Source organism: Micromonospora sp. LOL_021 (genome assembly GCF_048060215.1).
Lineage (GTDB): Bacteria > Actinomycetota > Actinomycetes > Mycobacteriales > Micromonosporaceae > Micromonospora_E.
Window position 1 is genome coordinate 80,795 of the sequence record NZ_JBHMIN010000023.1, and the last position, 17,274, is coordinate 98,068.

Annotated in this window: 16 protein-coding genes and 1 pseudogene; 9 read left to right on the plus strand and 8 right to left on the minus strand. The window is 72.8% G+C overall.

What is annotated here, in order from left to right; translation table 11 throughout:
• Position 1 precedes the first annotated feature (1 nt).
• From ACFHWT_RS16875 to ACFHWT_RS16890, 4 genes are all read left to right on the plus strand, one after another.
• On the plus strand, positions 2-1,348 hold the full coding sequence (locus ACFHWT_RS16875; protein ID WP_416595604.1) for an ABC transporter substrate-binding protein: 1,347 nt from the start codon (positions 2-4) through the stop codon (positions 1,346-1,348).
• 94 nt (positions 1,349-1,442) lie between these two features.
• Entirely contained in the window at positions 1,443-2,429 is a 987-nt protein-coding gene (locus ACFHWT_RS16880) for a carbohydrate ABC transporter permease (protein WP_416595605.1), read from the plus strand.
• A gap of 20 nt (positions 2,430-2,449) precedes the next feature.
• The gene (locus tag ACFHWT_RS16885) at positions 2,450-3,331 is read left to right on the plus strand and encodes a carbohydrate ABC transporter permease (RefSeq protein WP_416595606.1); all 882 of its coding nucleotides are present in this window, start codon (positions 2,450-2,452) and stop codon (positions 3,329-3,331) included.
• 5 nt (positions 3,332-3,336) lie between these two features.
• Positions 3,337-3,948 carry a hypothetical protein gene (locus ACFHWT_RS16890; protein ID WP_416595607.1) on the plus strand — a complete coding sequence of 204 codons (612 nt, stop codon included), beginning with the start codon at positions 3,337-3,339 and terminating at the stop codon, positions 3,946-3,948.
• On the opposite strand, the gene ACFHWT_RS16895 is transcribed toward ACFHWT_RS16890, so the two are convergent.
• From ACFHWT_RS16895 to cysS, 3 genes are all read right to left on the minus strand, one after another.
• Positions 3,935-6,535 carry an Hsp70 family protein gene (locus ACFHWT_RS16895; RefSeq protein ID WP_416595608.1) on the minus strand — a complete coding sequence of 867 codons (2,601 nt, stop codon included), beginning with the start codon at positions 6,533-6,535 and terminating at the stop codon, positions 3,935-3,937. The two genes, ACFHWT_RS16890 and ACFHWT_RS16895, sit on opposite strands and share 14 nt — an antisense overlap.
• Before the next feature lie 89 nt (positions 6,536-6,624).
• Complete coding sequence (gene rlmB, locus ACFHWT_RS16900; RefSeq protein ID WP_416595609.1) at positions 6,625-7,740, minus strand: 23S rRNA (guanosine(2251)-2'-O)-methyltransferase RlmB; 1,116 nt, start codon at positions 7,738-7,740, stop codon at positions 6,625-6,627.
• Positions 7,740-9,155 carry a cysteine--tRNA ligase gene (cysS, locus tag ACFHWT_RS16905; RefSeq protein ID WP_416595610.1) on the minus strand — a complete coding sequence of 472 codons (1,416 nt, stop codon included), beginning with the start codon at positions 9,153-9,155 and terminating at the stop codon, positions 7,740-7,742. The genes rlmB and cysS overlap by 1 nt, the downstream gene beginning before the upstream one ends.
• Positions 9,156-9,197: 42 nt before the next feature.
• On the opposite strand from cysS, the gene ACFHWT_RS16910 reads away from it, so the two are divergent.
• On the plus strand, positions 9,198-9,848 hold the full coding sequence (locus ACFHWT_RS16910) for a helix-turn-helix domain-containing protein (protein WP_416595611.1): 651 nt from the start codon (positions 9,198-9,200) through the stop codon (positions 9,846-9,848).
• A gap of 28 nt (positions 9,849-9,876) precedes the next feature.
• Here the strand turns inward: ACFHWT_RS16910 and ACFHWT_RS16915 are convergent, their stop codons facing one another.
• The 4 genes from ACFHWT_RS16915 to ACFHWT_RS16930 form a co-directional block, all read right to left on the minus strand.
• Positions 9,877-10,557: an HAD family hydrolase gene (locus ACFHWT_RS16915; RefSeq protein WP_416595612.1), complete on the minus strand. Its 681-nt coding sequence runs from the start codon at positions 10,555-10,557 to the stop codon at positions 9,877-9,879.
• Between the two features lie 19 nt (positions 10,558-10,576).
• On the minus strand, positions 10,577-12,025 hold the full coding sequence (locus ACFHWT_RS16920; protein ID WP_416595613.1) for a class II fumarate hydratase: 1,449 nt from the start codon (positions 12,023-12,025) through the stop codon (positions 10,577-10,579).
• A gap of 53 nt (positions 12,026-12,078) precedes the next feature.
• On the minus strand, positions 12,079-12,525 hold the full coding sequence (locus ACFHWT_RS16925) for a hypothetical protein (RefSeq protein ID WP_416595614.1): 447 nt from the start codon (positions 12,523-12,525) through the stop codon (positions 12,079-12,081).
• 76 nt (positions 12,526-12,601) lie between these two features.
• Entirely contained in the window at positions 12,602-13,720 is a 1,119-nt protein-coding gene (locus ACFHWT_RS16930) for a winged helix DNA-binding domain-containing protein (RefSeq protein ID WP_416595615.1), read from the minus strand.
• Positions 13,721-13,967: 247 nt separating this feature from the next.
• Here ACFHWT_RS16930 and ACFHWT_RS16935 point away from each other — a divergent pair, with 247 nt between their 5' ends.
• Positions 13,968-15,032: a helix-turn-helix transcriptional regulator gene (locus tag ACFHWT_RS16935; protein ID WP_416591522.1), complete on the plus strand. Its 1,065-nt coding sequence runs from the start codon at positions 13,968-13,970 to the stop codon at positions 15,030-15,032.
• A gap of 191 nt (positions 15,033-15,223) precedes the next feature.
• Here the strand turns inward: ACFHWT_RS16935 and ACFHWT_RS16940 are convergent, their stop codons facing one another.
• Positions 15,224-15,937 (minus strand): hypothetical protein, encoded by a 714-nt coding sequence (locus ACFHWT_RS16940; RefSeq protein ID WP_416551929.1) that lies wholly within the window; start codon positions 15,935-15,937, stop codon positions 15,224-15,226.
• A gap of 169 nt (positions 15,938-16,106) precedes the next feature.
• Here ACFHWT_RS16940 and ACFHWT_RS16945 point away from each other — a divergent pair, with 169 nt between their 5' ends.
• The 3 genes and pseudogenes from ACFHWT_RS16945 to ACFHWT_RS16955 all read left to right on the plus strand — a co-directional run.
• A complete protein-coding gene (locus tag ACFHWT_RS16945) occupies positions 16,107-16,427 on the plus strand; it encodes an RNA polymerase sigma factor (RefSeq protein ID WP_416595616.1) in 321 nt (106 codons plus the stop codon).
• Positions 16,324-16,602, plus strand: a complete 279-nt coding sequence (locus ACFHWT_RS16950; RefSeq protein WP_416595617.1) for an RNA polymerase sigma factor — start codon at positions 16,324-16,326, stop codon at positions 16,600-16,602. Before ACFHWT_RS16945 ends, ACFHWT_RS16950 begins: the two co-directional genes overlap by 104 nt.
• A pseudogene (locus tag ACFHWT_RS16955) lies at positions 16,599-17,274 on the plus strand (hypothetical protein); the annotation flags it as partial. The gene ACFHWT_RS16950 and the pseudogene ACFHWT_RS16955, both read left to right, overlap by 4 nt.

Here is a 17,274-nt window from a genome sequence, read left to right on the forward strand (position 1 = left end):
AATGCACCCCGCAACATCACCGACGGCGAACACGCCTGCCACGCGTGCTCACCGTACCCCCTTCGGCCGGCGCCGCCTGCTGCGCGGCATCGCCGCCACCGCCGTCGTGCCGCTGGTCCTCGGCGCCGCCGCCTGCGGCGACGACGCGTCGAGCGACCCGGACGCGCCGGTCACCATCGAGTTCTTCTGGTGGGGCGGCGAGTCCCGCGCCGAACTCACCGAGCAGGCCCTCGACCTGTACGAGGAGAAGAACCCGAACGTCACCATCAACCCGACCTGGCAGGCGTTCACCGGCTACTACGACAAGCTGGCCACCATCTCGGCCGGCGGCAACGCCCCGGACATCTTCCAGATCGACGACAACGGCCTGGCCGAGTACGCCGGCCGCAACGTCACCCTGGATCTCACCCCGTTCGTCGAATCCGGCGACATCGACCTGAGCAACCACCCGGAGAGCCTGACCCAGTACGGGCAGATCGACGGCAAGCAGGTCGCGGTCGCCGCCGGCGAGAACACCCCGGCCCTGGTCTACGACAGGACGAAGATCACCGAGCTCGGCCTGCCGGTGCCGGAGACCGGCTGGACGTACGACGAGTTCATCACCTGGGGCACCCAGGTGACCGAGGCGGCCGACGGCGACTACTGGGGCGCGATGGACCCCAGCGCCGACTACAAGGCACTCTGGCTGTGGCTTCGTTCGCAGGGCAAGGAGTTCTACGACGGACCGCAGCTCGCCTTCACCGAGGCCGACCTGGCCGAGTGGTTCCAGTTCTGGCTGGACGCGCGGGAGGCTGGCGCCACCCCGCCGGCCGACGTGGTGCACGAGGCGGTCGGCGGCGGCGTCTCCGACCAACTGGTGGTGACCGGCAAGGGCGCCACCTCGTTCATGTGGTCCAACCAGCTCTCTGAGCTGGGCAAGTCGACCGAGAGCGAACTCGGCATGGTGGCCTACCCCGGTGACCCGAAGGGCCAGTGGGCGCGGGCGTCGCTGTACTGGGCCGGCTCGCGCTCCACCGAGCACCCGGAGATCGTCGCCGACGTCATCAACTTCCTGGCCAACGACCCGGAGGCAGCGCAGATCCTCGGCGTCGACCGGGGCCTACCGTCTAACATCGACAATCGGGAGACGGTCCAGGCGGGTCTCGACGACCCGTACATGACCGCCACGGTCGAGTTCGAGAACGCGCTGATCCCGCAGATGGGTCCGGCGCCGGCTCCACCGCCGCAGGGTCACGGGCCACTGCGATCCACCCTGACCACGGTCGCCGAGAGCGTCACCTACGGCCAGGCCAGCCCGGCCGACGCCGCCGCCGAGTTCTTCCGACAGGCCGAAGCCACCCTCGAGTAGTCCGGGCCGGACGTTGCGCGGTCGTGGTGCCCACGGTGGACTCCTCCGTGGGTGCCACGACCCATGACACCCAGAAAGGACCCCGATCGTGGCCATGACCACGAAACCCGCTCCGGCCACGACCAGCACCACTGCCCCGGCGAGCCCGAACCGGCGGCGGGGCAGCGCCAAGGGCGGCAGCCGGCGGCACGGCGAAGGGCTTGCCGGGTACGTCTTCCTCTCCCCGTGGCTGCTGGGGCTGATGGCGATCACCGCCTTCCCCATGCTGTTCTCGCTCTACCTCAGCTTCACCAACTACGACATCCTGTCGTCCTGGGAGTTCGTCGAGTGGGTCGGCTTCGAGAACTACTGGGACCTGTTCGTCAACGACCAGACGTTCCGCCACTCGGTGCAGGTCACGCTGATCTTCGCGTTCGTCGCCGTACCGCTGAAGTTGGCCGCCGCCCTCGGCGTCGCACTGCTGCTCAACCGCGAGTCCCGCGGGGTGGGGCTGTTCCGCAGCCTGTTCTACCTGCCGTCGCTGCTCGGCGGCAGCGTCGCGCTGGCGCTGATCTGGCGGGCGATGTTCAGCGGCGACGGCGCGTTCAACGACTTCCTCGGGCTGTTCGGCATCACCGGGCAGCCGTGGGTCAACGACCCGGACTGGGCGTTGGAGACCCTGATGGTGCTGGCCATCTGGCAGTTCGGCGCCCCGATGGTGATCTTCCTGGCCGGGCTCAAGCAGGTGCCGACCGAGTTGTACGAGGCGGCCTCGGTCGACGGTGCCGGCAAGATCCGGCAGTTCTTCAACGTGACCCTGCCGATGCTCTCCCCGGTGATCTTCTTCAACCTGGTGCTGGAGACGATCAACGGCTTCCAGGGCTTCACCGCCGCGTTCGTGATCAGCAACGGCACCGGCGGCCCGGTCGACTCGACCATGCTCTACACGCTTTACCTCTACACCAAGGGCTTCACCGAGTTCCAGATGGGATACGCGTCCGCGCTGGCCTGGGTCTTCCTGATCGCGATCGGCCTGATCACGGTGCTGTTCTTCAGCACCGGCCGGTTCTGGGTGCACTACTCGGACGGAGACAACGACTGATGGCTACCGAAGCTGCTCCGATGTCCACAGCGGACGGCAGCGGCAGCGCCGCGCGCCGCCGGGCCGCCGGCGGCACCGCCCGGGGTGTCGCCCGGGTGGCGGTGCTGGTCGCCATCCTGGTCGTGGTCCTCTACCCGCTGATCTGGGTGCTGGGCTCGTCGCTGAAGTCACCGACCGAGGTGGCCAGCAACCTGTCGGTGATCCCGCAGGACCCGACCTGGGCGAACTACCCGGACGGCTGGAACTACCTGAGCAACATCTCGTTCGGCCGGTTCTTCTGGAACAGCACGGTGATCTCGGTGGCCACCGTCGTCGCCAACGCGATCTCCTGCCTGCTGGCCGCGTACGCCTTCGCCCGGCTGCGGTTCCGGGCCCGCAAGCTCTGGTTCGCCATCATGATCGGTACGCTGCTGCTACCCAGCCACGTGCTGATCGTGCCGCAGTACATCATGTTCAACTCGTTCGGCTGGATCGACACCCCGCTGCCGTTGATCGTGCCAAAGCTGCTGGCCACCGAGGCGTTCTTCGTCTTCCTGATGGTGCAGTTCATGCGCGGCATCCCCCGGGAGCTGGACGACGCGGCCAAGATCGACGGATGTTCGCCGTTCGGGGTCTTCCGGTACGTGATCGTGCCACTGGCCCGGCCGGCGCTGGTCACCACGGCGATCTTCTCGTTCATCTGGACCTGGAACGATTTCCTCACCCAGCTGATCTACCTGCCGAGCGTGGAGAGCTACACGGTGCCGATCGGGCTGCGGCTGTTCATCGACTCCACCGGGCAGACCTCGCTCGGCCCGATGTTCGCCATGTCGGTACTGTCGCTGCTGCCGGTCTTCCTCTTCTTCCTGGCGTTCCAGAAGATGCTGGTACAGGGCATCAACACCAGCGGCCTCAAGGGGTGACATCGATGGCTCCCGCGGACTGGCCGGACAACCCGGCACCGGCCCGCGCCGACTGGCGCGACACGCTGCGGGCCGCCACCGACCTGGCGCTGCTCGGCATCGTCACCGCGCTCGCGTCGGCGGCCGTACTGACCGCCGGCGCGGCGCTGGCCACCGCCAGCGCGGCGATCCACCGGTGGACGGTCGACGGCCACTGGCCGGGTCTGCGGGACCTGGCCGGCCGCTTCTGGCGCGGGCTGGCACCCGGGGCCGTCGCCACCGTGGTCGCCGTGGTCGGCACGCTGCTGCTCGGCGGCAACGCTGTGCTGATCTCGGCTGAGGTGGTGCCCGGCGGCACGGCGATGGTGGTCGGCACCGTGCTGCTGGCCGCGCTGGTGGCCGGCTTCGCCGGCCTCGTCGTGGTCGAGATCGGCCGGGGCGCCGGTGGCTGGCGGGCGGCGGTGCGGGCCAGCTGGCGGATCGCCGAACGGCGACCGCTGGCGGTGCCGGCCGCCGCCGGGGTGGTCGGTCTCGCCGCCGTACTGACCGTGCTGGTCATGCCGATCCTCGCGCCGATCCTGCTCGGCTACACCCTGTTCGCCCTGCACGCCGTGCTACGCCGGTTCAACCGGCGATGAACCGGTGCGTGACGAAACCGTCGGCCGTCGGGCAGAAGACCACCGCACGGTCCCACGAGCAGGCCACGGTACGTACGCCCTGCAGTACGCCGAGTTCGAGCCGGTCGGCCGGTGCGGCAGCCGGTACGCCGGCGACGCTGGCGTCCTCCGGGTAGCTGCCCGGGTCGTCCAGGAACCACAGCAGGTTCGCCCGGTCGATCCGGACCGCCACCCCGTCACGACGCAGCAGTTCCTCGCCGTCGGAGTCGAGCAGCAGCGACAGGTAGGGAGTCGTCGTACGGCGTAGCAGGATCTGGTCGCCGACCGGCACGACCACCTCGAAGTCGGCGGCCGGCACCCGCCACTGCACGCCGTCCTCGGCCGGGTCGATCACCACGAGTTCGTTGGTGTCGGCGCCGAAGCCGGTCGATTCCAGCAGGCAGATCCGGGTGCCGCCGCACGGGGTGAGGCTCTGCAGCCGCCGCTGGTCGTCGGCCGGGGTGTAGAGGTTGACCGACTCGCCGGTCGTCGACAGGTCGTACGACGCCAGCCGGTACCCGCTGCTGTCCGACGGCGCGATCACCAACCGGCCCGCGTAGACCAGCGCCGGGTCGGTCGGCGCGGCCACGTTCGACCGGTCGCCGAGCAGTTCGCCGGAGCCCGCGTCGAACACCCGGGCGTGCCGGGTCGAGGTGAGCTGCACGATCCGTCGGTCGTCGGCCAGGTCGGGCGTAGTGGGGGCGCCGTCGAAGCCGGCCGGGCCGGTCAGGTCGGCGGCGCTCACCGCCGGGTACACCGCGGTGTCGGTGGCGTCGTACTGGTCGGCCGGGTTGTCGTGCGCCCAGCGTTCGGTGCCGTCCCGCAGGTCCAGCCCGACCAGCCGGGCACCATCCACGTCGGACCAGACGAGGATGTCGTCGAAGACGAACAACTGGTCCTTGCCGAGGATCTCGAAATCCCACAGCTGCCGGCCGTCGGTCGGGTCGAGCACCGCGACCGGCCGGGTGGCGCTGCTGTAGGCGTCGGCGACGGCGATCACCGCGTCCGGGGTGGCCCGCAGGCCGAACCACCGGTCGGCGCGCACGGTCGTCGCCTCGTCCCACCGCTCGTCGCCGGTCGCCGGGTCGACGGCGACGACGCCGAGCCGGCCGTCGTCGCGGACGTAGCCGCCGTACGCCCGGCCGTCGACCAGTTGGGTGAAGTCGGCGTCCGCGTCCTCGGGCACCGTGATCGCCTTGCCCACCTGGCTGAACGCCCGGAACTCGATCGGCCGGGCCGGATCCCGCAGCAGGTAGACGACGCTGGCGACGGTCACCGCGACCACGGCCAGGGCGGCGCCGCCGACCAGCCACGGCAGCCGACGCCGCCGCGCCGGGCCGGACGGTGCGGGTGAGACCGGGGATGGTGCGGCTGCAACCGGCGGTACGGGTGACGCGACGGCGGACGGCGCGGCCGGAACGGATGCCGACGCAGGTAGGTCGGCCAGCGCGCCTTCGGCGACCGGCAGTTCCGGCTGCTCCAGCACGGTCGGTGCGATCCCCAGCTCGCTGTGCAGCATCCGGGCCGCCAGCGGCACTCGCGACGAGCCGCCGACCAGGAACAGTCCGGCAAGCTGGTCGACCCCGAGCCCGCAGGCCGCGATCACCCGGGCCGTCTCCCGTACGCCACGGCCGATCAGCGGGCCGGCGACCTGCTCCAACTCGTCACGGGTCAGGTGCACCGCCTGGTCCACGCCGGGCACGGCGACCGGCGCCGACGACGCCCGGGACAGCATCTCCTTCGCCCCGCGTACGTCGTCCCAGAACTGCCGGCGGTTGCGCCACTGTGCCGGGGTGGCCGGCGCGACCAGCTGCTGCCGTACCTGCGGGTCGAGCACTGTACTGAGGTGCTCGACCAGCGCCGCGTCCAGGTCGAGACCACCGAGTTCGGTGAGGCCGCCGGAGCCGATCACCGCGAACCGGGCCCGCCGGTGCGGGTCGACACCGTCGTTGCGTACCACGGCGACGTCGAGGGTGCCGCCGCCGAAGTCGAACACGGCGAGGGCCTGCCCGACCGGCACCGGTCGGCGCAGCACGTCGGCGAAGTAGCGGGCCGCCGCGACCGGCTCCGGCACCAGCCGGGTCCCGGGCGCGCCGGACCCGACCGGCGGCGGGCCGGAGGTGGTCGGCCCGCCGGAGGTCACCGGCGGCCAGCCGGCCCGGGCCACCGCGTGCGCCAGCACCTCCCGGCGACGGGCACCCCAGCCGGCCGGGTAGGTCAGCGCCGCCGGCGGCAGGAAGCCGACCGCCTCCACCGCCGACCGGGCCACCGCCGCGAGCACCGCGGCCAGCAGGTCAGCGGTGGGCACGTCATGGTCGCCGAGCAGCACCGTCGGCTCGTCGACCCGGCGTTTCGGGTTCGGCTCGAACCGGGCCGGGTCGGCCTGGGCGAGCCGCTGAGCGTCCCGGCCGACGTACAGCCGGTCGCCGAGGAACACCCCGGACGGCAGGACCGGCACGCCGTCGAAGAGCAGCGGTCGGGTCCGCCCGTCCGGCCAGCGCAGCACCGCGACCGTGTTGGAGGTGCCCAGGTCGACGCCGAGGGCGAAGCCCTCGTCCTGCCCTGTCATCAGCTGTTCCTCCGCCGCACCCCGAACCCGCCCGACACCGACCCCGGGCATGCTACGGGTGGCTGACCCGCTGATCAGCGATCGGCCGGTCAGCCGACCAGGCGGCGGCGGGCGACCTCGGCGAGGGTCACCGCGGCGGCCACGCTGGCGTTGAGCGACTCGACGTCGGAGTGCATCGGGATGCGTACCCGCAGATCGCAGGTCTCGCCGACGAGCCGGGACAGCCCGCGACCCTCGGAACCGACCACCACGACCAGCGGGCCCACCGCAGCCTCCAGGTCATACAGGTCGGTCTCGCCGTCGGCGTCCAGGCCGACCACGACGAACCCCTCGGCCTGGCACTTCTTCACCGCCCGGGTCATGTTGACCACCTGGCTGACCGGGGTCCGGGCGGCCGCACCGGCGCTGGTCCGCCACGCGGTGGCGGTCATCCCGGCGGCCCGCCGCTCCGGCACGAACACGCCGTGCGCGCCGAACGCGGCCGCCGAGCGCACCACCGCCCCGAGGTTGCGCGGATCGGTCACCCCGTCCAGCGCGACCAGCAGCGGCTCCGGCTGCTCGGCGGCGGCGGCCAGCAGGTCCTCGAACGGCTCGTACGCGTACGCCGGCACCTGCAGCCCGACGCCCTGGTGCAGCACGCCGCCGGTCATCCGGTCCAGCTCGGCCCGAGTGATCTCCAGGATCGCGATGCCCCGGTCACCGGCGGTCCGTACCAGCTCGGTGACCCGGTCGTCGACGTCGATACCCTGGGCGACGTAGAGCGCGGTGGCCGGCACATCGGCCCGCAGCGCCTCGACCACCGGGTTGCGGCCGACCAGCAGCTCCGGGGCGTCCTTCGGCGGGTGCGCCTTACGGCCCGGGGAGACCCGCGGCCCGGACCGGGCACCGCCGCGGGCCAACCGGCCGGTGGCCGGGCCGCCCCGGCTGCGGCCACCGCCGCCCCAGGTGGTGTCCTTCGTCCCAGGTACGCCGATCTTCGGCGCGCGCCCCTCGGCGGCCGCCGCCCGGCGTTCCTTCTCCTGCTTCCAGGCGGTCTTGTTCGGCAGCTTCTCGGTGCCGGAGTAGCCCTTGTGCCACGGCCGTTCGTCGGCCGGCAGGGTGCGCCCCTTGCCGGCCAGGCCGGACCGGTTCTTGCCGCCGGAGCCCTGAGTGGTGCCCTTCTTGGGGGTGACCCGCCGGCCACGTCGTTGCGAGTTGCCGGGCATCAGGTCTGCTCTCCAATGGTCCAACGGGGGCCGTGCGGGGTGTCCTCGACCGTGACGCCGGCCTGCTTGAGCTGGTCACGCACCGCGTCGGCGGCGGCCCAGTCGCGGCGGGCGCGGGCCTGCGCCCGCTGGTCGAGGGCGAGGGCGATCAGCGCGTCGACCGCGCCACGCAGCTCGTCGCGCGGGGCGGCGTCGCCCCACGACGGGTCGAGCGGATCGAGGCCGAGCACGACGAGCATGGCGCGGACCCGGCCCAGGCTGGCCCGGACCGCGTCATCATCACCGCCGGCCAGCAGGTTGTTGCCGTCGCGGATCTCGTCGTGCAGCACGGCGAACGCGGCCGACGTGTTCAGGTCGTCATCCATCGCAGCGGCGAACCCCGCCGGCATGCCGGTGGCGGCGACCGCGCCGACCTGCTCCGCCGCCCGCCGGACGAAACCCTCGATCCGCCGGTACGCGGTGGCGCTCTCCCGCAGGACGTCGTCGGAGTAGTCGATGCGGGACCGGTAGTGCGCCGCAGTCAGGTAGTAGCGCAGCTCGACCGGACGCACCCCGAGCCGGGCGACGTGATCGAGGTCGATGACGTTGCCCAGTGACTTGCTCATCTTCGCCGCGCCCAGGTTCAACAGCCCGTGGTGCACCCAGTAGCGGGCGAACGGCAACCCGGCCGCCTTGGACTGGGCGACCTCGTTCTCGTGGTGCGGGAAGGTCAGATCCAGCCCGCCGCCGTGGATGTCGAACTCGGGGCCGAGGTAACGCCAGCACATCGCCGAGCACTCGATGTGCCAGCCGGGCCGGCCCGGACCCCACGGCGAGCGCCAGGCCGCGTCGGCGGGCTCCCCCGGCTTGACGCCCTTCCAGAGTGCGAAGTCACGCGGGTCGCGTTTGGCCCGATCGGCACCGTCGCCGGCCGGCTGCATCGCGTCGGGGCGCTGCCCGGACAGCGCGCCGTAGTCGGCGTACGAGGCGACGTCGAAGTAGACGTCGCCGCTGCCGTCACCGGCCGGGTAGGCGTGGCCGCGCTCGATCAGCCGCTCGATCAGCTGGTGCATCTCCGGGATGTGCCCGGTGGCGCGCGGCTCGTACGTCGGCGGCAGCACGTTCAGGCTGCGGTACGCGGCGGCCAGCAACAGTTCGTTGGCGTACGCGATCGACCAGAACGGCTGACCCGCGGCGGCCGCCTTGTCCAGCACCTTGTCGTCGACGTCGGTGATGTTGCGGATGAAGGTGACCCGCAGCCCCTGGTGGGCCAGCCAGCGGCGGAGCACGTCGTAGTTGACGCCGGAGCGAAGGTGACCGATGTGCGGGGCGGACTGGACGGTGACGCCACACAGGTAGACGCTGACCTCGCCGGACTGGCGGGGCACGAAGTCCCGCACGGACCGGGTCGCGGTGTCGTACAAGCGGAGCGTCACGCTACGAGGGTACCGACTGGCACCCGTCCGTACTCTGTCGGTGTGCACGCGCGAGGGGCGGAGACGGCGCAGACCCTGGATCGGGGGCTGCGCCTGCTGGGCCTGGTCGCCGAGGCGACCGGCGGGATCACCGTCACCGAGGCCGCCGGCCAGCTCGGCATCGGACGGGCCGCCGTCTACCGGCTGGCCACCACCCTGGCCGCGCACGGCATGCTGCGCCGCGACACCGCCGGCCGGTTGCGGCTCGGTGCCGGGCTGCTGCAACTGGCCCGGCGGGCACAGCCGCTGCTGGCCGACGCCGCGCTGCCGGCACTGCGCCGGCTCGCCGAGTCCTCCGGTGCCACCGCCCACCTGACCGTCGCCGACGGCGTGGAGGCGGTGGCGCTGACCGTCGTCGAGCCGAGCTGGACGGCGTTCCACGTGGCGTACCGGGCCGGGTCGCGGCACCCGGTCGGTCGCGGCGCCGCCGGCCGCGCGATCCTGGCCGGCCGCGACGGTACGCCGGGACCGGTGACCAGCAGCGGCGAGTTGCAGCCCGGCGCGTACGGGGTCGCCGCCCCGGTGCTCGGCGTGCCCGGTCTTGAGGCCAGCGTCGGGGTGGTGACGATGGGCACCCTGGACATGCCGGCGATCGGCGCGCAGGTGCAGGCGACCGCCGAGGCGGTGTCCCAGCTGCTCGCCAGCGAGCTGTGACCGCTTCCTCCGAGGATGCGCGGGCCGTTCAGAACAGGTCGGCGAGGGCGTCGGGCAGCTGCGCCAGACTGGTGATCTGCGCGTCCGGACGCACCTCGGGCGGGCAGGACTCGCCGCGCCGGTTCAGCCAGACGGCCCGCAGCCCGGCCGCCTGAGGGCCGACCACGTCGTGCGGGATCGAGTCGCCGACGTAGACCACCCGGTCGGCGGCGGTGACCCCGGCGGCGGTCAGTACGGCGTCGTAGAACCGCTGGTCCGGCTTCTTCGGCAGGCCGTCGACGTGCGCGTACACCTCGAAGGCGAACTGGCCGCGCAGCCCGCACCGGTCGGCGCGGCTGTTGCCGTTGGTGGCCAGGCCGACGGCGTACCGGCGGCGCAGCCGGTCCAGGGCGGGCAGCGTGTCGGTGTACGGCCGGCTCAGCGCGAACCGGCGCTCGAAGAAGATCCCGGTGATCCGGTCCAGCTGCTCGGGCAGGCCGACCCGGTCCAGCGAGCGGGCCAGGGCGCCCCGGCGGATCTGCATCACCGGCGCGGACGGGTCGGCGGCGAACGCGGCCGCCCAGTCGTCGGCCATGTCGCCGAGGGTCAGCTCGGCGGCGCGCGGGGTCAGCCGGCGCAGCTCGGTGAGGACGGTCTGCAGCGCGCCGGTGACCGCGGGCCGCAGGTCGACGAGGGTCTCGTCGACGTCGAACACCACGGTGGTAATCACCCCACCAGGGTATGCCTGCTCAGCTGGGCCGGGTCATCCGCAGAACGTCCAGCGCCGCGTCCAGCTCGGCGGCGGTCAGCGTGCCGGCGTCGACGTGGCCGCGTTCCAGCACCACCGCGCGGATCGACTTGTTCTCGGCGAGCGCCTGCTTGGCGATCGAGGCGGCCTCGTCGTAGCCGAGGTGGCGGTTGAGCGGGGTGACGATCGACGGCGACCCTTCGGCGTACGCCAGACAGGTCTCCGGGTCGGCGGCGAGGTCGGCGACGCAGCGCTGGGCCAGCAGTCGGCTGGCGGCGGCCAGCAGCCGGACCGCTTCGAGCAGGTTGCTGCCCATCACCGGCAGCATCACGTTCAGCTCGAAGTCGCCCTGGCTGCCGGCGAACGCGATCGTCGCGTCGTTGCCGATCACCTGGGCGCAGACCTGGCGTACCGACTCGCAGACCACCGGGTTGACCTTGCCCGGCATGATCGACGACCCGGGTTGCAGGTCGGGGATGCGCAGCTCGCCGAGGCCGGCGCGCGGGCCGGAGCCCATCCACCGGATGTCGTTGGCGATCTTGTAGAGGCCGACGGCGATGGTGCGCAGCTGCCCGGACGTCTCCACCAGGGCGTCGCGGGCGCCCTGGGCCTCGAAGTGGTTGCGGGCCTCGGTCAACGGCAGCCCGGTCGCGTCGGCCAGCCTGGCGATGACGGCGGCGGCGAAGCCGGGCGGGGTGTTCACCCCGGTGCCGACGGCGGTGCCGCCGAGCGGCAGTTCGGCCAGCCGGGGCAGGATCGAGCGCAGCCGTTCCTGGCCGTAGCGGACCTGCGCGGCGTAGCCGGAGAACTCCTGGCCGAGGGTGACCGGGGTGGCGTCCATCAGATGGGTACGGCCGGCCTTGACCACGGTGGCGAACTCGTCGACCTTGCCTTCCAGCGCGGTCGCCAGCTCGTCGAGGGCCGGGATCAGCTCGTGCACCACCTGGTGCGAGGCGGCCAGGTGGATCGAGGTGGGGAAGACGTCGTTGCTGGACTGCGAGGCGTTGACGTGGTCGTTGGGGTGCACCGGCCGGTCCAGTTCACGGGCGGCAAGGGTGGCCAGCACCTCGTTGGTGTTCATGTTCGACGAGGTGCCCGAGCCGGTCTGGAACACGTCCACCGGAAACTGGTCGTCGTAGCCGCCGGAGGCGACGTGCGCGGCGGCGGTGACGATCGCCTCGGCGACGCCGGCCGGGATCACCCCGAGGTCGGCGTTGACCTGCGCGGCGGCACCCTTGATCTGGGCGAGCGCGCGGATCTGGGCGGATTCGAGCGTACGGCCGGAGACCGGGAAGTTGTGCACCGCTCGTTGGGTCTGCGCCCGCCACAGCGCGTCGGCGGGGACCCGTACCTCGCCCATCGTGTCGCGTTCGATCCGGTAGCCCTCGTCCCGGACGCCGTCCTCGCTGATCCCACCGTCGCTGATGCCCTCGTCAGTCACCTTTCCCATCCTGCCCCGAGTGGCAGCACCCCGCAGGGCAGTTACTTCGCGGGTGGTGGCGGCTACACCTCGCGGGTGGTGGCGTCGCTGGTCGTGCCGCCGGCCGGCGTACTCATGCCGCCGCTGGTGGCGTCGCCGGTCGTCGTCGGCGCCACCTTGCCCCGGCCGCGGCCCTTCTTCCCCCGGCCAGGGTCCTTGCCCCGGCCAGGGCCGGTGGCGCGGCGGGTGCTGGCCGGGCCGGCGGTACCACCGGTGGTGGTCAGGCCGCCACCGGAGCGGGTCGGGCCGCCGTCGCGCAGCGTCTCGGCCGGGATCGGTACGTCGGCCGGGTCGTCGAGGTCGCGCTCCTTCACCTCGCGGACCGGGTCGTTCGGCGGCGCGACGACGTCGTCCAGGATCTCCTGACGGTACGCCGACCGCTGCTCCAGGTCGTCAACGAACGCCTGCCCGCGATCACGCTCGGAGAACTGGTCCCGGCCCTGGTCGGCGCTGCCGTCTCGTCGCCCCATGTCGTCACCCCTCCCGTCCCTGGTGCCGGGTGTGCCCGGATCGGCGGCGGCGAAACCTGAGCTGACCGGCCTGCCCTCAGCCGTTGGTGAGTCGTACCCGGTGGCTGTCGCCGTCGGTAAGGAACGCCACCACGCGCTCCCCTTCCTCGGCCACGGCGGCACGCTCGGCGCGGGTGAGGCCATGCAGCCCGGTCACGGTGACGGTGCCGGCGTCGACGGTCCAGGTGGCGGCCACCCGGCCGTCGACCAGCACCACGCGTGCCCCCACGACTGAGAGCCCTCGGTGGGCGTCGTCGATGATCCGGCTGCGGTCGTCGTAGCCGAGGATCGCGTTGTCGAACGCCGGCAGGAACCGCACCGGGGCAGGGGTGTCCGGGTCGGGGCGCGGCGCGTCGGGCAGGTCGAGCAGTTGCCGGCCGCGCTGGTCGCGGAAGACGACCAGTTCGTCGCGGACGGCGGCGACGGCGGCCGGCAGCCCGGCCAGCCCGCACCAGGCACGCAGGTCGGCGCTGGCGGCCGGCCCGTACGCGGCCAGGTAACGCCGTACCAGCGTCTGGCCGACCGGGTCGGTGCCGGCTGCGGCCGGGTCGGTGCCGGCTGCGCCGGTCAGCTGGTCCGGCTGCTGGCCAGCCCACTCCGCCAGCGGCCGGTAGCGGGCTCTGCCGGCAGTACGCCACAGCCCGCGCGGCGGCAGCTGCACCATCGGGATCAGCGCCGCGACCAGCGCCTCCCCCAGCGCTCTCGGGTCGCGCTGCCGCCACGGGTCGGGCAGGGCGCGGGCCAGGCCGGTCATCGTCCGGGGTTCGCCGTCGGCCAGCACCGCCCGGCCGGCCGCCGCGAGCGCGTCGAGGTCGACCCCAGCGAGCTCCCGGCGGTACGCCCCGAGCACCCGTTGCCGCAGCATGGCGTCGTGGCGGGGACGCCAGGCCACCGCGTCGGCGGCGGTCAGCAGATGGACGGTGCGGCGCATCAGATGGGTCCGGACCACCGCGCGGCGCAGCAGCAGGTCCGACAGGTCAGCCGGGTCGAAGCCGCGCAGCCGGCTCCACAGCCCGACGAACGGCTCCTGCGGCTCCTGCGCCTGCAGGCCGCCGAGATGGGCGACGGCGGCGTACGCCGGCAGGTCGGCGCGGTCAAGCAGCAACTGCCGGGCCAGCGTCGCGCGGTTGAGCGCCCGGGTGTCGAGCACCGTCATCGGTCGCGCTCCCGACTACCCGTTGTACGGGGCAGCGACGTCGACGACCTTGTCCCAGTAGCCGGTGACCTCCTCGACCGTTTCGCCGCGTACGCGCGCCTCGCCGCGGAAGTTGAGGTGGTGGTGGTGATCGACAAGGTCGGCCTCTTGCTGTGTGGTTCAGGCCCGACGGGTGTCGGGCGCAGGGGGCAACATTCGCAGCGGTAGCGGCCAGGTTGTGTCCGCTACTACGGTCAGAATGAGAAACATGCCGAAAACCTCGGAGCGGCTGCTGATGCTGCTGTCGCTGCTGCAGGCCCGCCGCGAGTGGCCGGGCGGGCTGCTCGCCGAGCGGCTGGCAGTCAGCGCGCGGACCGTCCGGCGCGACGTCGACCGGCTGCGCGATCTCGGCTACCCGATCACGGCGGTCAAGGGACCGGCCGGCGGCTACCGGCTGGACGCCGGCGCCCGGCTGCCGCCGCTGCTGTTCGACGACGAGCAGGCGGTCGCGCTCGCCATCGCGCTGCGGACCGCCACCGCCAGCGGTGCCGGCATCGGGGAGGCAGCGACGCGGGCGCTGCACACCGTCCGGCAGGTCATGCCGCAGCGGCTGCGCCACCGGATCGACGCCGTAGCGGCCATCGAGGCGATCGGGGCCGTCACGACCGGGCCGACCGTCGAGCCGGCCGCCGCGCAGCCGGTCGACAGCGCGACGCTGCTGGCGGTGAGCGACGCCGTACGGGCCCGTGAGGTGCTGCGCTTCGACTTCCGATCAGCGCCCATCCCCCGCCGGGTCGAGCCGCACCACCTGGTCACCTGGCGGGGACGCTGGTACCTGGTCGGCTGGGATCTCGACCGCGACGACTGGCGGATCTTCCGGGCCGACCGGATCACCCCGCGCACCCCGACCGGGCCGCGCTTCACCCCGCGCGAGCTGCCGGCGGACAGCGTCGCCGCGTTCGTCACGGCCAGGTTCCGGGGCGCGGACGGCACAAGCGGTGCGGCCGGCTCGGCGGGCTCAGCCGGCTCCGACGGCTCGGCGAGCTCAGGTGCCTGGCCCTGCCGGGGCCAGGTGATCCTGGACCTGCCAGCCGCCGAGGTCGCCCGGTACGTCTACGGCGGCGTCGTCGAGGAGATCGGTCCACGCCGCTGCCGGCTGACCCTGGGCTCCTGGTCGTGGGTGGGTCTGGCGAGCGCCGTTGGCATGTTCGACGCCGGCATCGAGGTCGTCGGCCCGCCGGAGCTGGCCGCCGCATTCACGACCCTGGCCCGCCGGTACGCCACCGCCGGGCAGCCTCCGAACGCCGACCACCGCCCGGTAGCCGCACCCTGACACCAGGTTGCCGCCGGTCGGACCCTTCGGCGCAACGGCACCCGCCGAACGCGACCCGACCATCATCGCCACGGCCCAGTCCACGCAACCGGTCACCGACTGCGGCACCGGCGGCTGACGTGATCGGCTGACCAGCCGTCGCATCTGGCCTAGGCTCTCTGGCCGTGACACGAGGTCATCTTTCGGCAGCGTCACACGTGGGTGACGACGTCGAAGTTACTGGCACCGACCGTCGACTCCAGGGTCCGCATGATCGCGCGGGGGTCGTCGTACGGGCCGGAGATGTAGAGCGGTTTACCGTCGCGGCCGAACTGGATCGGCGTGGGGGTGGCCGGTGCGCCGAGGTAGGCGGCCGTCGGGCCGAAGTCCGGGTGCGGTTCGAAACCCAGACCCCGGGCGTACGCGACCGCGCCGTGCACCAGATGCTGGGCCAGCTCCAGCGGTGCGACCAGCGGAGACACGTCCAGGGTGCCGAAGAACTCGCGGCGGAAGTCGTCGATGGCGCCGACGCTCATCGGCAGCGGGCCGATGGCGTTCTTGACGCCGAGGCAGTAGACGTCGATCAGGAAGCCGCAGACGGTGGCCCGGCTGGCGCGCTCCTGGCGGGCGACGAGCACGTGCACCAGGCCACTGGGGCCGACTTCGACGCCGGCCTGCGGGTCGGTGGCCACCCACTCGTCGGGTGCTTCGGCCAGACCGAGGCCGACGCTCCAGCCGGGGTTGATCCAGCAGCCGAGCAGCGCCCGGTCGGCCGGGTCGGTGTGTGCCTGCTGGGCCGCCGCGATCTGGCGGACCAGCGGCGCGACGGCCGACGGCGCCATCCCGAGGGCCTTGGCGATCTGCTTGGGTGAGCTGCCCCGTTCCCGCAGCTCCCGGACACGGGCGAGAAGGTCCTGATCGGTCATCCGAGCGATTATGCCGCTGGTCGATTCCCCATCGGCTGGCCGCCCCGGCGATGATCGGCAGTGAACCCGATCCGGTGCTCGTGCATAGACATTGCCGAGGGGTAGCAGACCGGAGAGGGCAGACCATCGTGGGCGTACCGCCGTCGCGTGACTTCGGGTGAGGGTGAGGGTGAGGAGCGTCGCGGCGCCGCCGACCGACGACGCCGCAGTCATCGCCGCATCGCTCGACGACCCGGGCCGGTTCGCGCAGGTCTACGAGAAGCATGCCGGGAAGCTGTACGGCTACGCGTACCGGCGGGTGGGCCGGGAGATCGCCGAGGACGTCGTGGCGGACGCGTTCGTGGCCGCGTTCCGGGCGCGGCGAGGAGGCGTTCGCGGACCGGGTGGTGGCCTCGGCGTCCGCCCAGGCATGGCGCCGACCGCTGGCCGCCGCGCTCGCCCGGCTCGGCCGCAAGGAGCGGGACGTGCTCCTGCTGGTCGCCTGGGGTGACCTCAGCTACGACGAGGTTGCCCGAGCCCTGGATATCCCGGTCGGCACCGTCCGGTCACGACTCAACCGGGCCCGGCGCAGGATGCGGGATGCGTTGGACGCCGACCCGGCCCGGAGCGGCTCGGCAGGCAACGGCATCAAGGAGCGGTGGTGGAGGAGTTGGAGCGGGGCGTGAGCGAGATGGACCGACTCAGGGAGCTCGGTGCCGCCCTGGCCCCGGACGCCGGGGACGCACCGACGGCCTGGCGGAGCAGGCGGCTCGACGAACCGGGCGCGCGAACAATGAGGCGGCTCGGCGGCGCGGCCCTACGGTCGGCTCGTCGGTGGAGTCTCGGCCTGGCCGGTGGAGCGTTGGCGGCGTTGCTCGTCGTGGTCACCGTCGGCGCTCTGGTACGGGGCGGCTGGCCGGCAGGCGGATCGGCACCGCCACCGGGTACGGCCGAGGCGGCCGACATCCTGCGTACCGCCGCGTTTGTGGCGCACGAGGCGGACCTGCCCGTCCCACGAGCCGGGCAGTTCGTGTTCACCGAGACGGTGGCGAGCCCGATCAACCAGGTGCAGCAGCCGGACGGCGGCTTCGGCACCGCTCAGGGGCCTCGGGTGTTGCGGCAGACCTGGCTGTCGGCGGACGGCACCCGGGACGGGCTGGTCCGCGACCGGCCGTACCGGCAGGACCGGGCCGGGTCCGACGAGCTGGTGCTGCCGGCCTGCCCCGCCGTTTTGTCGGCCGACGCGGTGTCGGGCCGACCGTGTACGCCGCCGCCGGGCTGTCCGGCATGCCGGACAGCCCGGCGGCGGTGCTCGACTGGCTCCGAGCCGGTGTGTCCTCGGCGGCGGGGCCGAAGGT